The organism is Shimia sp. CNT1-13L.2 (assembly GCF_024331145.1).
Classification (GTDB): domain Bacteria; phylum Pseudomonadota; class Alphaproteobacteria; order Rhodobacterales; family Rhodobacteraceae; genus Shimia.
In genome coordinates, this window is record NZ_JANDJO010000006.1 from 149,229 (window position 1) to 165,192 (window position 15,964).

The 15,964-nt window shown below is 61.0% G+C and carries 14 protein-coding genes; 8 read left to right on the forward strand and 6 right to left on the reverse strand.

The genetic code is table 11. The features are described from left to right. Nucleotides 1–147 precede the first annotated feature (147 nt). Nucleotides 148–1,035 carry a lysophospholipid acyltransferase family protein gene (locus tag NNA36_RS14235; RefSeq protein WP_255108146.1) on the reverse strand — a complete coding sequence of 296 codons (888 nt, stop codon included), beginning with the start codon at nucleotides 1,033–1,035 and terminating at the stop codon, nucleotides 148–150. A 117-nt stretch (nucleotides 1,036–1,152) separates the two neighbouring features. Then, a complete protein-coding gene (locus NNA36_RS14240; protein WP_255108148.1) occupies nucleotides 1,153–4,569 on the reverse strand; it encodes an indolepyruvate ferredoxin oxidoreductase family protein in 3,417 nt (1,138 codons plus the stop codon). Between the two features lie 174 nt (nucleotides 4,570–4,743). Here NNA36_RS14240 and NNA36_RS14245 point away from each other — a divergent pair, with 174 nt between their 5' ends. The 6 genes from NNA36_RS14245 to grxD all read left to right on the forward strand — a co-directional run bounded on the left by NNA36_RS14245 (nucleotide 4,744) and on the right by grxD (nucleotide 10,299). Next, a complete protein-coding gene (locus NNA36_RS14245; protein ID WP_255108150.1) occupies nucleotides 4,744–5,649 on the forward strand; it encodes a LysR family transcriptional regulator in 906 nt (301 codons plus the stop codon). Between the two features lie 306 nt (nucleotides 5,650–5,955). Continuing rightward, a complete protein-coding gene (purL, locus tag NNA36_RS14250) occupies nucleotides 5,956–8,115 on the forward strand; it encodes a phosphoribosylformylglycinamidine synthase subunit PurL (RefSeq protein WP_255108152.1) in 2,160 nt (719 codons plus the stop codon). Between the two features lie 190 nt (nucleotides 8,116–8,305). Further along, nucleotides 8,306–8,962 (forward strand): ureidoglycolate lyase, encoded by a 657-nt coding sequence (locus NNA36_RS14255; RefSeq protein WP_255108154.1) that lies wholly within the window; start codon nucleotides 8,306–8,308, stop codon nucleotides 8,960–8,962. Further along, complete coding sequence (locus NNA36_RS14260; RefSeq protein ID WP_255108156.1) at nucleotides 8,962–9,444, forward strand: GNAT family N-acetyltransferase; 483 nt, start codon at nucleotides 8,962–8,964, stop codon at nucleotides 9,442–9,444. The genes NNA36_RS14255 and NNA36_RS14260 overlap by 1 nt, the downstream gene beginning before the upstream one ends. A gap of 62 nt (nucleotides 9,445–9,506) precedes the next feature. Beyond that, complete coding sequence (locus NNA36_RS14265) at nucleotides 9,507–9,737, forward strand: BolA family protein (RefSeq protein ID WP_255108158.1); 231 nt, start codon at nucleotides 9,507–9,509, stop codon at nucleotides 9,735–9,737. Nucleotides 9,738–9,936: 199 nt separating this feature from the next. Then, nucleotides 9,937–10,299, forward strand: a complete 363-nt coding sequence (gene grxD / locus NNA36_RS14270) for a Grx4 family monothiol glutaredoxin (protein ID WP_255108161.1) — start codon at nucleotides 9,937–9,939, stop codon at nucleotides 10,297–10,299. Nucleotides 10,300–10,373: 74 nt separating this feature from the next. On the opposite strand, the gene NNA36_RS14275 is transcribed toward grxD, so the two are convergent. Together NNA36_RS14275 and NNA36_RS14280 are read right to left on the reverse strand one after the other, a co-directional pair. Further along, entirely contained in the window at nucleotides 10,374–10,760 is a 387-nt protein-coding gene (locus NNA36_RS14275) for a cell division protein ZapA (RefSeq protein WP_255108163.1), read from the reverse strand. Further along, entirely contained in the window at nucleotides 10,760–11,446 is a 687-nt protein-coding gene (locus NNA36_RS14280) for a hypothetical protein (protein WP_255108165.1), read from the reverse strand. Before NNA36_RS14280 ends, NNA36_RS14275 begins: the two co-directional genes overlap by 1 nt. 246 nt (nucleotides 11,447–11,692) lie before the next feature. Here NNA36_RS14280 and tkt point away from each other — a divergent pair, with 246 nt between their 5' ends. Both tkt and NNA36_RS14290 read left to right on the forward strand, forming a co-directional pair. Then, complete coding sequence (tkt, locus tag NNA36_RS14285) at nucleotides 11,693–13,714, forward strand: transketolase (protein ID WP_255108167.1); 2,022 nt, start codon at nucleotides 11,693–11,695, stop codon at nucleotides 13,712–13,714. Between the two features lie 184 nt (nucleotides 13,715–13,898). Beyond that, nucleotides 13,899–14,354, forward strand: a complete 456-nt coding sequence (locus tag NNA36_RS14290) for a YHS domain-containing (seleno)protein (RefSeq protein ID WP_255108169.1) — start codon at nucleotides 13,899–13,901, stop codon at nucleotides 14,352–14,354. 93 nt (nucleotides 14,355–14,447) lie between these two features. Here NNA36_RS14290 and NNA36_RS14295 read toward each other — a convergent pair whose 3' ends face one another. Both NNA36_RS14295 and NNA36_RS14300 read right to left on the reverse strand, forming a co-directional pair. Further along, nucleotides 14,448–14,828, reverse strand: coding sequence for a GFA family protein (locus tag NNA36_RS14295; protein ID WP_255108170.1), 381 nt, complete (start codon nucleotides 14,826–14,828; stop codon nucleotides 14,448–14,450). A gap of 38 nt (nucleotides 14,829–14,866) precedes the next feature. Then, nucleotides 14,867–15,847, reverse strand: coding sequence for a DUF808 domain-containing protein (locus NNA36_RS14300; protein WP_255108172.1), 981 nt, complete (start codon nucleotides 15,845–15,847; stop codon nucleotides 14,867–14,869). Nucleotides 15,848–15,964: the final 117 nt, after the last annotated feature.

Below are 15,964 nucleotides of genomic sequence, written 5' to 3' on the forward strand. Positions count from 1 at the left end.
CTCACCCGCAAAATCAGGGCCGGTTCCTTGGCCCGAAGATAGATTTGCCGCTTCTGGAAGTCCATAAGGCCTTTCACCCCCGACAGCAAATCCCCCGTTTCCGACGAACTGGGCGATTTTACCTGCGGAACTCGAAGCACTCAGCTGTCAGGCGCGGTACTTGTCCTCGAACTCGAACCCATAGCCATTGGCCGGGATCGGCGTCGGTGACAGCGCATAGGTCTGCATCCGCAGGAAATCCATCAACGCCTTGGTGTCCTTGGCCTTTCCACGGATCAGATCCTGCGCGATCGGATTGCCGATCACCACCCGCACCGGCGTATCGACGCGTTTCTTGAACTCGCGGATCAAAAAGCCCATGCGCAGCGTGTAATGCAGGTGGCTGGCCACCTGGAACAGGCGGCTGGTGGTGCCGTCAAAGAAGATCGGCACAACCGTGGCGTCCGATTTCGCCACCATCCGCGCCGTAAACCCGCGCCAGCCCGGATCAAGCGGCTTGCCAAAGGGTTTCTCTGCCGTCGACACCGTCCCACCCGGAAAAATCCCGATCGCGCCCCCCGCCTTGAGATAGTCGAGCGAGACCTTGCGCGTGTTGAGATTGAGCTTCACCGCTTCCTTGGTCTCGTCAAACGAGATCGGCAGGATGATGCGGTTCAGGTCTTCGGCCTTGCGGAACACCTGGTGCGCCAGAATGCGGAAATCACCCCGCGTCTCGCTCAGGATATGGCCGAGCATCAACCCGTCGAGAATGCCATAGGGATGGTTGGCAATCACGATCAGCGGGCCGTCTTTGGGAATATTGTCGAGAGAGCCGCCCACCACGTCCAGCTCAAGACCATAGCGTTCCTTCATCACCGCCCAGAAATCGCGCCCCGCGGCCACCTCTTCCTCATAGCCCTTCGCGCGTTTGATCAGCCCGATACGGCCCGTGGCGTTTTCCATCACGCGGATCATCGCCCGCCCGCTCTTGGTGCTGGCGGAATGGGCATAGCTGATTTCGCGGGCGACGTGTTTTTGCTCTTTTTGGCGGCTCATGGCGGCATTCTCCGGTTTGCCGGTGTCTTAAGAAGGTTCAGGGCCTCTGACCAGTCAGTATGACACGAATGCGACAAACATATTACCCGGCAGCAACAGTTTGCTGCCGGGTGCGCCTTATTCCGCCGCCTTGGGCAAGTCTTCGCCTGTCTTGAGAGCAATCAACAGCTCTTCACGACGTTTTGCCGCCTTGGCCTCATTCGCGGCCTTCACCGGACCAAAGCCCCGGATCTGGCGCGGAAGTTCCGCCAGAGCCACAGCCGCATCCGGTGCATTTGCGCCGTGATCGCGGATCACCGCCTTGATGTCGCCCTCGTACTGCTTGATCAGCGCGCGTTCCATCCGGCGTTCCTCGGTGCGTCCGAACACATCCAGCGGCGTGCCGCGAAGACGTTTCATCTTGGCCAGCATCCGGAACCAGCGCTCCATGCCCGCGCCATATTCAGTCTTCAGCGGACGGCCATTCGGCCCCATCTTCGACATGAGCGGCGGCGCAAGGTGGTATTTCACCTTGAAATCGCCCTCGAACACCTCTTCGGCCTTGGCACGGCTTTCCAGATGCAAACGCGCCACCTCGTATTCGTCCTTGTAGGCCAGCAGCTTGTGATAGCCCAAGGCCACCGCCTCTTTCAGACGTGCATCCTCGATGCTGTCCACCAGCTTGCGGTACTTCTTGGCCAGCCCCTTGCCCTGGTATTTGACAAGATGATCGGCGCGGAAGGCGATCTTTTCTTCAAGGCTCTTCGGCATCGCCACCACATTCGGCACCACCATCTTGGCGGCCTCCTGCGGATGTTCCACCGCCCAACGACCAACCTCAAAGGCCCGCAGGTTGCGTTCCACCGCCGCCCCGTTCAGCTCGATCGCCGCACGGATCGCCTCAAGGCTCAGGGGCAAAAGGCCCTTCTGCCAGGCCGCGCCAAAGATCATCATGTTCGAGAAAATGGAATCTCCCATCACAACCCGCGCCAGTTCGGAGGCATCGAACATGGTCAGCCCGTCGCGAATACGCGCTTCAAGAGAGACCTCCAAGCGACTGGTAGGCAACTTGAATTCCGTATCGCGCGTGAACTCGCCTGTGATGATCTCGTGGCTGTTCACTACCGCACCGGTGCGCCCGGTCGAAGTCAGGCCAAGCGTCTTGGCACCTGCGCTCACCACAAGGTCGCCTCCGATCAGCGCATCACATTCCCCGGTCGCAACACGGATCGCGCTGATGTCTTCGGGCGTTTCGGCCAGGCGGCAATGGATATGCACCGCGCCACCCTTCTGGGCCAGACCGGCCATCTCCATCATGCCCGCGGCCTTGCCATCAATCTGCGCCGCCTGCGCCAGCACCGCGCCGATGGTCACCACGCCGGTGCCGCCAACACCAGTGATCACCACATTATGCGTGCCGTCGATCTTGCCGATGCTCGGCTCCGGCAGGTCCGCAATCTCGAGACTTGCGGTGGCTTCCTTGCGGATCTTCGCCCCCTCCACCGTGATGAAGGACGGGCAGAATCCGTTCAGACAGCTGAAGTCTTTGTTGCAGGACGACTGGTTGATGCTGCGCTTGCGGCCCAGTTCGGTTTCAACCGGTTCGATCGAGATACAGTTCGACTGAACACCACAATCGCCACAGCCTTCGCAGACATCCGTATTGATGAACACGCGGCGATCTGGGTCGGGAAAAGCCCCGCGCTTGCGGCGGCGACGCTTTTCATTGGCACAGGTCTGCACGTAAACAATGACCGACACACCCTTGATTTCACGATATTTCTTCTGAACACTCATCAGTTCGGAACGCTCGTGAAACTCCATGCCCGCCGGGAAGGCCGACTGGTCGATGTCTTCTTTCTCGTCATAGACCACGGCGACATGCTGCACACCCATCGCACGCACTTCATCGGCAATGCGCTGGGGCGACAGATCGCCATCATTCTGCTGACCGCCGGTCATCGCAACCGCGTCGTTGAACAAGATCTTGTAGGTGATGTTGGTGCCAGCGGCGAGGGCCGCGCGGATCGCCTGAACGCCCGAGTGGTTGTAGGTGCCATCGCCAAGGTTCTGGAACACGTGATCGCGGTTCGAGAACGGCGCCTCGCCAATCCAGTTGGCCCCTTCACCGCCCATATGGGTGAAACCGGTGGTCTCGCGATCCATCCACTGCACCATGTAGTGACAGCCGATCCCGGCATAGGCGCGGCTGCCCTCCGGCAGTTTGGTCGACGAATTGTGCGGACAGCCCGAACAGAAATGCGGAATACGCGTCGCGATTTCCTCGGCATTGTCGGCGCGCTTGGCCTCGGTGATCGTGGCAAGGCCCGCCTTCACCGCGTCTGTTCCACGCCCTTCCTCGATCAGGATTTCGCCCAGTTTCTCAGCGATCATGATCGGATCAAGCGCCGCGCGCGTCGGGAAAAGCTCTTCGCGACCCATCAGGCCGGCGCCGCCCTTGTACCAGCCATAGATGCGGCGGCCTCGGCGATCATCAAAGATCGCCTCTTTCATCTGGACCTCGATCAGCTTACGCTTTTCTTCAACAATCACAATCAAATCAAGGCCTTCCGCCCAATCGTTGAAGCCCTTCATATCCAGCGGGAAGGTCTGACCGATCTTGTAGGTGGTGATGCCAAGGCGTTCGGCCTCGTCTTCATCAATCCCCAGAAGCGACAGCGCATGTACCAGATCGAGCCAGTTCTTGCCCGCCGCAACAAAGCCGATCTTGGCCCCAGGCTTGCCCCAGACGCGCTTGTCCATCTTGTTGGCATGGCTAAACGCCTCAGCCGCGAACCGCTTGTAATCGATCATCCGCGTTTCTTGCGCATGTGGCGTATCGGCCAGACGGATGTTCAATCCTCCGTCCGGCATGTCGAATTCCGGCGTCACAAACGACAGGCGGTGCGGATCGCCATTCACCACCGAGGTCGCCTCGATGGTATCTTTCATGGTCTTGAGGCCAACCCAGACCCCGGCAAACCGCGACAGCGCGATCCCGTAAAGACCGTAATCCAGAATTTCCTGAACACCCGCCGGAGAAACGACCGGCATATAGGCATCCACCAGCGCCCATTCCGACTGGTGCAGCACGGTCGAGCTTTCGCCGGTGTGGTCATCGCCCATCGCCATCAGCACACCACCATTGGCGGCGGTGCCTGCCATATTGGCGTGGCGCATCACGTCACCGGTGCGATCAACGCCCGGCCCCTTGCCGTACCAAAGCCCGAAAACACCGTCGAATTTGCCCTCGCCGCGCAACTCTGCCTGCTGCGAGCCCCAGAGCGCCGTGGCCGCGAGGTCTTCGTTCAACCCCGACTGGAACAGGACGTCTGCCGCCTTGAGTTCCTTCTCGGCCCGCATCATCTGGCTGTCGACCGCGCCAAGCGGCGATCCGCGATAACCCGTGACATACCCCGCGGTATTCAACCCCGCCGCGCCATCGCGCGCCTTTTGCATCAGCATCAGACGCACAAGCGCTTGGGTGCCATTCAACAGAACCTGGGACTTCTCCAGGTCAAACCGGTCATTCAGTGATACGTGCTGGATACTCATCACGCGCCTCCCCTCGCCAGACTTTCTCTTACTTCCAATATAGGTCAATATTAGGTCATCAATTCTTACCTAACAAGGAATTTTTACATCACTCCAACACCATTTTCCGGAAGTCCGGTTCCGTTTTTCGATGGTTTCGCCTAGATAGGATTCAGGGAAGCGAAAGTTGCGGATATGGATTGGGACAAACTCAGAATCTTTCATGCGGTTGCCGATGCGGGCAGCCTGACTCATGCGGGTGACACGCTGCATTTGTCGCAATCTGCCGTCTCACGGCAGGTTCGCGCGCTTGAAGAAAGCCTGAACACCACCCTGTTTCACCGCCATGCCCGCGGACTGATTCTCACCGAACAGGGCGAACTCCTGTTCGACGCCACCAGCGCGATGATCAAACGCCTGGATGCCGCCGCCGCCCGCATTCGCGACTCCGAGGAAGAAGTCTTTGGCGAATTGCGCGTGACCACCACCATCGGCTTCGGCACGCTCTGGCTCGCCCCGCGCCTGCCGCACCTCTATGAAAAGTATCCCGACCTCAACATCGACCTGATGCTCGAGGAAAAGGTGCTCGATTTGCCCATGCGCGAGGCCGACGTGGCGATCCGCATGAAAGAACCTTCGCAGGCCGATCTCATCCGCAAGCGCCTGATGAGCGTGCACATGCGCCTTTATGCGACCCCCGAATACCTTGCGGGCCGGCCTGCCCCTGAACAGCTCTCGGATCTGACCAATCACCGCCTGATCTGCCAGAACCAGAATTCCGCGCAGGTCAGCTCCGGCTCCAACTTCGTACGCAACCTGCTCAGCCACGACATTCCGTCGGTTCTTTATGTGAACAACTACTTCGGCGTGCTGCAGGCGGTTCTGCACGACCTCGGCATTGGTGTTCTACCCGACTATGTGACCCACGATTTCCCGAATCTTGTGCGCGTCATGCCCGAGGTTGAATCTGGCGATATCCCTGTGTTTCTTGCCTATCCCGAGGAATTGCGCCAATCCAAGCGCATCGCGGCCTTCCGCGACTTCGTCCAGGAAGAGATCATTGCACATCGCAAGCAATTGAGAGATCAGGGAAAACTCTAAGTCATGCACTGGCTGCATAGCGGCCATGCTGCAGGTGCGACATTGTTTTTCTTGAATGATTCCAAACCGCCGCCTATTTCATCTCTCGAAGACGGTGATTGCACATTTGCGCATCATCTTCATACCTCCCTGTTGGACTTCGGCCGAGCTTATTGCTCGGCCTTTTTTTTGCCCGCAGGGTGAAAGGCTGATGTGCCGCACGCCCATCCCCCTGCATAACATGCCGCAGCCCACACACGCCCCCTTTCCCCGCTTGACCTTTTCCCTTAAGAGACGCCCAAAGTTTTCTTGGGGAATCTACGCGACATGCAGGAACCGGCCATCACCACCGATCTCATCGAAGCTCACGGCCTGAAGCCCGATGAATACGAACTGATCCTCGAGATCATCGGCCGCGAGCCCACCTTTACCGAGCTCGGCATCTTCTCGGCCATGTGGAACGAGCACTGCTCGTACAAGTCTTCCAAGAAATGGCTGCGCACCCTGCCCACCGACGGCCCGCAAGTCATCTGCGGCCCCGGCGAGAACGCGGGCATTGTCGACATCGGCGATGGCGACGCCGTGGTGTTCAAGATGGAAAGCCACAACCACCCCTCCTACATCGAACCCTACCAGGGCGCGGCCACCGGTGTTGGCGGCATCCTGCGCGATGTCTTTACCATGGGCGCCCGCCCGATCGCGGCGATGAACTCGCTGTCGTTTGGTGAAACCGCACACCCCAAAACCCGCCAGCTGGTGAACGGTGTGGTTGAGGGTGTCGGCGGTTACGGCAACTGCTTTGGCGTTCCCACCGTCGGCGGTGAAGTCCGTTTCCACCCTGCCTACAACGGCAACTGCCTGGTCAACGCCTTCGCGGCAGGCATCGCCAAGACCGACGGCATCTTCTACTCGGCGGCCTCCGGCGTCGGCATGCCCGTGGTGTACCTCGGCGCGAAAACCGGCCGTGACGGTGTGGGCGGCGCAACCATGGCCTCGGCGGAATTCGACGACACCATCGAAGAAAAACGCCCCACCGTTCAGGTGGGTGACCCCTTCACCGAAAAACGCCTGATGGAAGCCACGCTGGAACTGATGCAGACCGGCGCCGTGATCTCGATCCAGGACATGGGCGCCGCAGGCCTGACCTGCTCGGCCGTGGAAATGGGCGACAAGGGCAAACTCGGCGTCAAGCTGAACCTCGAAGACGTGCCGCAGCGCGAAGACAACATGACGGCCTATGAAATGATGCTGTCGGAAAGCCAGGAGCGCATGCTCATGGTTCTCAAGCCCGAGCTTGAGGCCGAAGCCCGCGCCGTCTTTGAAAAATGGGACCTCGACTTTGCCATCGTCGGTGAAACCATCGCCGAAGACCGCTTCCTGATCATGCACAACGGCGAGGTCAAAGCCGACCTGCCGCTGTCGCCGCTGTCCGGTCGCGCCCCCGAATACGATCGTCCGTGGGTCGAAACCCCGGCCGCAGAAGAGCTGGGCGACGTGCCCTCCATCGACGCCATCGACGGCCTCAAGGCCCTGATCAGCTCGCCGAACTATGCCGGCAAACAGTGGGTCTACGAACAGTATGACACCATGGTCATGGCCGACAGCGCCCGCCTGCCGGGTCAGGGCGCGGGCATCATCCGCGTCCACGGCACCGACAAGAAGCTGGCCTTCACCTCCGACGTGACCCCGCGCTACGTCAAGGCGAACCCGGTTGAAGGCGGCAAACAGGCCGTGGCCGAAGCCTTCCGCAACCTCTCGGCCGTTGGTGCAAAGCCGCTGGCTACCACCGACAACCTGAACTTCGGCAACCCCGAAAAGCCCGAGATCATGGGCCAGTTCGTCGGCGCCATCAAAGGCATCGGCGAAGCCGTGGGCGCGCTCGATATGCCCATCGTGTCGGGCAACGTATCGCTCTATAACGAGACCGACGGCTCGGCCATCCTGCCGACCCCGACCATCGGCGCGGTTGGCCTGATCGCCGCCGACGAAGAGCCGATCAACGGCGAAGCCCGCGAAGGCCACGTTGCGCTCCTCATTGGCGAAACCACCGGCCACCTTGGCCAGTCGGCGCTTCTTGCCGAGGTCTTCAACCGCGAGGAAGGCGACGCCCCCGCCGTGGATCTTGAAACCGAGCGCAAGCACGGCGAATTCATCCGCGCCAACCGTGACATGATCAAGGCCTGCACCGACCTTGGCGACGGTGGCCTTGCCCTCGCCGCCTTCGAAATGGCCGAAGCGGCCGGCGTCGGCGTCCAGATCGACAGCGACGACACCGCCACCCTGTTCGGCGAAGATCAGGCCCGTTACCTCGTGGCCTGCAACTTCGATCAGGCCGAGGCACTGATGATCGCCGCCGGTCAGGCCGGTGTACCGGTGTCCAGCGTCGGCAAGTTCTCGGGCGACAGCGTTTCCTTCGGCGGCGCGTCCGCGCCTCTGGCCGAACTGGCCGCCACCTTCCGCGGTGCCTTTGCAGAGGCCATCGCCTAAGGCAAACCCCGCCAGATCACTTCCAAAGGGCGCATCCAATCTGGTGCGCCCTTTTTCTTTGTGGCAGCGCTACACCCCGTTATTTTCTGTCTGGAAAAGAGAATTCCAAGGCCAGACCACTTTGTCTTTGTTTTGTCACGCAGCCCCCCTAGGCTCACACGACACCAACAACCACGAACGGAGCCACGCGATGAACACCCCCGTCTATATGTTCGACGCATCCGAAAAACCCTCCCTGCCCCTGCACACCGTCCCGATTGTCCAAGCCACCGATGAGGCCCTCAAAGGCTATGGCTACCTCGTGGACGACCCCGAAGGCTTCGAAATCGAGATCACCCGCTGGCCGGCACAGGGCTGGCGACCGGTCGACGAAGGCACCGGCGACGAAGGTGGCTGGGTCGAAGGCACCTTCCGCTGCGACTGGAAAGGCGATGTCCTCTACGGCGAAAACGAAGCGGTGAACGGTGAATACGTTCTGGGCTGGTCCGCCGACCCGCAACAGGCGCGCACCGACACCCAGACCGCGCCGCGCGACAGCATCCTTTTGTGGCACATGAACTACCACCCCGACGGCGGCCAGTTGTTCTTCCCGCTCGAACGCAAACCCTTTGTCGTCCCGCTGGCCCTGCCCGGTGATGACCTGACACCGGACAAGGTGGTGGCCTTCTGGTGTGACGGCTCCAAAGGGCTCTACATCCACGCCAATATCTGGCACGAGGGCATCTTTCCGGTTCACGACCAACAGCGGTTCCTCGATCGTCAGGGCGCCGTCCACGCCCGCGTCAGCGCCGACATCGGTCAGGAATTCGGCGTCTATCTCTCCGTCCCCCTTCCAGAAAGCCTCTGATGCACACCACCCTGCGCCCCGCGACACCGCAAGATTTCCCGCTGATCCACCAGATCGCGGGCGATCCCGCCAATCAGGCCTTCATCGCCGACGAAACCGACGCCGAGCTGCAAGCCCACATCGACAGCCCCGACAGCGCCCTCCTGATCTGGGAGGCCGACGGCGCGGCTGCGGGCTTTGCCCTGTTCTGCCAACTCACCAACCCGTCCGAAAAGACCGAACTGCGCCGCCTCGCGCTTTTGCACACCGATCGCGGACTGGGACAGGCCTTCCTCTCCGATCTCAAAGCCTTCGGTTTCTCGACCCTTGGCAAGAACCGCGTCTGGCTTGATGTCGCCCCGGAAAACACCCGCGCCATCCGCACCTATGAACGCGCAGGCTTTCAGCACGAAGGCCGAATTCGCGCCACTTGGAAACGCCCCGACGGCGTCATCACCGACCTGCATCTCTATGGCATGCTGCGCGACGAATGGCAGGGCTGATCACGCTTGCACGTTCCCCCGCACAGCCCTACATCTAGGGACAAGACCATTAGGAGAATTTCATGGCCATGCTTGCCTCTGATATCGAAGCAATGATCCGCGAGGGCTTCCCGAACGCCCAGATCACCGTGATGGGTGACGACGGAGCGCATTTTTCAGCCGAAGTCATCGACGAGAGCTTTCGCGGCATGAGCCGCGTTGCCCAGCAACGCGCCGTCAACGCCACCGTGAAATCCGCCATCGACAGTGGCGCCCTGCACGCGCTGGCCCTGACCACCAAGGCCCCGGACTGATGGATGGCCTGCTTCTCGGTGCGGGCCTCGTGATCCTCTTGGTGGTTGTCGCCGCCGGGGTAACGGCCTATCTGGGAAGCAAAGCCGCCGATCAGCGCGACAAACCCTGATCGGTTGACCAAAGTCAAAGCGGGTCCCGCGCAAACCCGCTGAAAACGCGATGGGCCACGCGCCCAAGGACATACGAAGGAAACGCAACATGAGCGACGCCAAGACCCGCATCGACGAAACCGTCAAAAGCAACGACGTAGTGCTGTACATGAAAGGCACCAAGGAAATGCCGCAATGTGGCTTCTCCAGCCGCGTGGCCGGCGTGCTGAACTTCATGGGTGTGGAATACACCGACGTGAACGTTCTCGCCGACGAGGAAATCCGCCAGGGCATCAAGGACTATTCCGACTGGCCGACCATTCCGCAGCTTTACGTCAAAGGCGAATTCGTGGGCGGTTGCGACATCATCACCGAGATGACCCTCTCGGGCGAACTCGACGGCATGTTCGACGAAAACGGCGTAGCCTACAACAAGGAAGCCGCCGATCAGATCCGCGCGGCCAACGCCTGATCCCGAGGATCAAACCCAATAAAAAAGCCGGACCATCAGGTCCGGCTTTTTCTTTTCAGAATAGTCGCTTGGCTTTAGCCCGCGACTTTCTCTTCAACGGTTTCCGCCAGCGCCTCGGCCCGCGCAGCCAGTTCGGCCAGCGTATCATTCACCTCGCGCGGAATGACCGCCACCTCAACCTTTTCCGGTCCGGCAGTCTTGAGCGCCTCAAGCTCGGCGGTCTGTGCATCCATCTTCGATTGCAGATCCCGCAGCCGATCCTCAAGACCCGCGGTCTTGTCCGCCAGCATCAGCCCCGCCATCAACAGCATCCGCGCTTCAGGAATACGGCCGATCTGGGTGGTCAGCACCTGTGCCTCGTCATCCAGCATCTTCGCCGCCGATTGCAGAAAGTGCTGCTCGCCTTCCTGACAGGCCACTTCGAACGTCCGGCCACCGATATGAATTTCGACTTCAGGCATCACGCGTCTCCTTCGGCCTTGGCCACGTCGGCCGGTTGTTCAAGCATCGGGCGCAGGGTCCCGGCGATCACGTCCATCTCGATCAGTTCAGCAGAGCGCATCGCCTTGAGGTCTGCCAGTTCCGCCTTCAGCGACTCGTTGATCAGGCTGATCAACGCCTCGGGCGCTGCCTTCTGCGCCGCATCACGCAACTCCTGGTTGCTGGCGCGCAGCATCCGGCTGGTCTGACGCAGACGGCGCAGGCGTCCGGCCAGCTGCTCCAGCAACTTGCCATCCGCTTCCAGATCCACCGTCGGCGCTGCCGCCTTGGCCTCTTCCGCTGCCTTCTCGGCCGCGGCTTCGGCCTCCTCGGTCTTGGCATTTGCCGCCTCCAGCGCCTCGCGCGCCTCCGAAGCGGCCCCTTCGGCCACCTGTGCCGCAATCTCCGCCGCCGAGGTATCCGCCTTTGCCTTTTCCAGCTCGGCTTCCAACTCGTCCTGCCGGGACGTCAACGCCAACAGCCGTTCTTCCAGCTGGGCATTCGCGGTTTTCTCGTCTTCGAGAGATTTCTGAAGCGCCTCGACTTCCGCGCTGCGGTCATCGACCTCAGGCATCGGATCGGGCGTTGCCGAAAGGGCCTCAAGCCCGCGACCGATCCGGTCCATCGCGGCGCTGATCCTGCTTTCCAGATCGCTGATCTCACTCATGAGCCTCATCCTTTCCTTGCGGACCGTTCTGTGCGGTCTCGCCGTTCTTGGGTGTTTCGCTCAATGTCACGAACCACCACCAAACGCCACACGAATCGCCATATGACTGTGTTTTGCCAATTCTATCCAAAGGAATCGCAAATTGCGCCCCCTTCGGCGGGAAACAGAGTGTGAGCAAGCTTGATCTTGGCCCCAAGGCTGGTATTGAGCAATCAAACTGAGCGACTTTTCAAAGGAACGACCGCCGTGGATATCGCCGCACTTCGCGAAAAGAACCCTGAACACTGGATGAAAGCCGCCGCCATCCGCGCCCTGACACTGGACGCCGTGGCCGCCGCCAACTCTGGTCACTCCGGTATGCCGATGGGCATGGCCGACGTTGCAACCGTGCTGTTTGAAAAGCACCTCAAGTTCGATGCCTCGGCCCCGAACTGGCCCGACCGCGACCGCTTCATCCTGTCGGCCGGTCACGGCTCGATGCTGATCTACTCGCTGCTGCACCTTGTCGGCGACGCGCAGGTCACCCTCGACCAGATCAAGAACTTCCGCCAGATGGGTGCCCTCACCGCGGGCCACCCGGAAAACTTCCTGCTGGACGGTGTTGAAACCACCACCGGTCCGTTGGGTCAGGGCATCGCCAATGCCGTTGGCTTCGCCATGGCCGAAGAAATGCAGCGTGCCCGGTTCGGCAAGAAAGTCGTTGATCACTTCACCTACGTGATCGCCGGTGACGGCTGTCTCATGGAAGGCATCAGCCAGGAAGCCATTACCCTTGCCGGCCGCCAGGCCTTGCGCAAGCTGGTTGTCTTCTGGGACAATAACAATATCACCATCGACGGCACCGTCGAACTCAGCGACCGCACCAACCAGTTGCAGCGTTTCCGTGCGTCGGGCTGGCACGTTCAGGATATCGACGGCCACGACCCCGAGGCCATCGACGCCGCCATCGAAGCAGCCAAGAAATCGAAGAAACCTTCGATGATCGCCTGCAAGACCCACATCGCGCTGGGTCACGCTGCACAGGACACCTCCAAGGGCCACGGCGCACTGACCGACGCAGACCAGATGAAAGCCGCCAAGGAAGCCTACGGCTGGACCTACGGCGCGTTCGAAATCCCCTCTGACATCAAGGCACAATGGGAAGCCATCGGCGCCCGCGGCGGTGAAGAACGCGCCGCATGGGAAGCCCGCTTCGCGGAAATCTCGGAACAGAAACAAAAACGTTTCAACCGCGCACTGGCCCTTGAGGCCCCGAAAAAGCTCTCGTCGGTCATCAAGGCCCTCAAGAAAACCGTGGCCGAGGAGCAACCCAAGGTCGCGACCCGCAAATCCTCGGAAATGGTTCTGGCCGCGGTCAACCCGATCATGCCCGAAACCGTGGGCGGGTCTGCGGACCTGACCGGTTCGAACAACACCAAGACCGAAGGTCTCGGCGTATTCGACACCGACAACCGCAAGGGCCGTTACGTCTACTGGGGCATTCGTGAACACGGCATGGCCGCCGCGATGAACGGCATGGCGCTGCACGGTGGTGTCCGCCCCTACGGTGGCACCTTCTTCTGCTTCACCGACTATGCCCGCCCCTCGATGCGCCTCGCGGCCCTGATGAAGATCCCGACGGTCTTTGTCATGACCCACGACTCGATCGGCGTTGGCGAAGACGGCCCGACCCACCAACCGGTGGAACACCTGGCCATCTGCCGTGCGACCCCCAACACCTATGTCTTCCGTCCGGCCGACACCGCCGAAACCGCGGAAGCCTGGGAAATCGCCCTGACCTCGAAAGAGACCCCCTCGGTTCTTGCCCTGACCCGTCAGAACCTGCCGACCGTGCGCACCGAGGCCAAGAACGTCAACCTCACCGCCAAGGGCGCCTATGTCCTCGCCGAAGCCGAAGGCAAACGTCAGGCCATCCTGATCGCCACCGGCTCCGAAGTGTCGATCGCGATGGAAGCCAAGGCCCTGCTCGAAGCAGAAGGCATCGGCACCCGCGTGGTCTCCATGCCCTGCATGGAACTCTTCGCCGAGCAGCCCGAAGGCTATCGCCGCAAGGTTCTGCCTGCCGGTGCCGCCGTACGCGTCGGCATCGAGGCCGCCGTGCGCCAGGGCTGGGATCAATGGCTGCTGGGTGAACGCGCCAAGCCGGGTAAATCCGACTTTGTCGGCATGGACCGGTTCGGTGCTTCGGCCCCGGCTGGCGAACTCTTCGAAAAGTTCGGCATCACCGCCGCCAACGTGGCCGAAAAGGTCAAGGCGCTGCTGGCCTGATCGCCCGGATCAACACGCTTTCAAAAGGCGCCCTCCGGGGCGCCTTTTTTCATCGGCCACCGCACCGGCCCCCGATTGTTACAATCGCCTCACACCACCTCACGCCGCCATCACACAACGGTCAGCCGGGCTTACAGCGCCGCCGCATCATCGTATCTTTCTTTCAAACGAGAGGAGAAACACCATGCTGACACGCCGCGCCGCCCTTGGCCTTTTTGCCGCCGCCCCCGCTGCACTGACCCTTGCCCCGCACGCCGCCCTGGCCCGCGAGCCCGAGGTCTTCCAGAACCCCAACGCCATCAACGGATATGATCCGGTTGCCTATTTCACCGACGGCAAACCCGTGAAAGGCAACTCGGCGCACAAGGTCAGTTGGAACGGCGCCGACTGGCATTTCGCCAGTGCGGAGAACGCCAAGACCTTCAAAGCAGCGCCTGAAACCTATGCCCCGGTCTTTGGCGGCTACTGCGCCTATGCCGCCTCCAAGGGCTATCTCGCCCCGACCAAACCCGAAGCCTGGACGGTCTACGAAGGCAAGCTCTACCTCAACGCCAACCTGCGTGCCCGTGAACTCTGGCTTCAGGACATCCCCGGCAACATCGCCAAGGGACACGCCAACTGGCCCGCCGTCCTCGGCTGATCCCTCGTGGTCACAAGGCCTTTGCAAAGGCCTTGCCAAGCCGTTTCGAAACGGCTTGCCCCCGACCACCGACGCACCGTCCTCGGCTGATCCCTACCCGTAGCCGTCGCGGTCCCTGTCGTACCCGATCATACCGGAAAACTCCGGCAGCCAGGGTGCGCGGCGCGTCGTCCAGCATTCATAGCTCGGCACAAGATGATCGGCATCCTCCAGGATGCCGAGATGCACTTCGATCTCATCCCCGCTTTGTGCAAAAACCGAAGACCCGCAGAGCGGACAGAAATGCCGTCCCTTGTAATCACGTGTCTCCCCCCGCACCTGCACAGCGTCTTCCGGAAATATCGCCGCCGCGTAAAACAGCGCACCGTGATGTCGTTGGCAATCTCGGCAATGGCAGATCCCGACCCGCGATGGATCGCCTTGCGCCACCACCGAAACCGCGCCGCACTGGCACCTGCCGGAAACCTGTTCCATTGCCTTGCTCTCTCCCTGTTCGGACGGACAGGTAAGGCTCAGTGCGCCTTGTCCGCCTTGCCGAACACCGCGCCCCACACGGGCACGATTACCTTGGTGGCCACCGGGATCAGCACCAGCCCAAGCGCCAGACCAAACACCCCGTCCATCGCCGCCTTCGAAGTCCACTCGACAAACCCTTCCCAGGAGGCCGGCACCATGTGGCCCGCCGCATAGGCCCAGTCGTGGATGTGATGACCAAGCCAGCCAAAGCCCAGCTCTTCCAAACCATGCACAACGATAGACCCACCAACCCACAGCATCGCCGCCGTGCCGACAATGGTCAGGAGTTTCATGAAATAGGGCATCCCCCGCACCAGCCAGCGCCCCAGCGTCCGGGTTATCGACAGTTTGCCATTGGCATAGACCCACAGACCAAAGTCATCCATCTTCACGATGAGCGCCACCGAGCCATAAACCACAACCGTGATCCCCACACCCGCAACCGCCAGCGTCGCCGCTTCCATCCAGAAATTGCTCGCCGGGATGGCGGACAGGATGATCGTCATGATCTCTGCCGAAAGGATAAAGTCGGTCTTGATGGCCCCCGCCGCCTTTTGCTCCTCAAGGTGTGCAGGATCACCTTCCACATCATCTTCCTCAAAGACATGATGGCCCGCGTCGCTGTGAAACAGCGCATGGGCGATCTTTTCCGCGCCTTCGAAACACAGGTAGGCCCCGCCCAGCATCAAAAGTGGCGCAATCAGCCAGGGCGCAAAGTTCGCCAGTATCAACGCCGCCGGAAGCAGGATCAGCAGCTTGTTCTTGATCGATCCCCTGGCAATCTTCCAGATGATCGGCAATTCGCGCTTGGCTTCGAACCCCTGCACATACTTCGGCGTCACCGCAGCGTCGTCGATCACGGCCCCCGCAGCCTTGGCGCTGGCCTTGGCCGCCCCTGCCGCCACGTCGTCGATCGAGGCTGCCGCCACCTTGGCAATGCTTGCCACGTCATCCAACAGCGCCAACAAACCACTCATACCGCATCTCCTGAAACTGGATTTGCAGGCACCCTAGCCGATCCGGCCGTTTGGGCAAGCGTCCGGCGGTTCATTTTGCCTTAACCGTTGCCACTTGCGCACGATGGGGCAACGGGT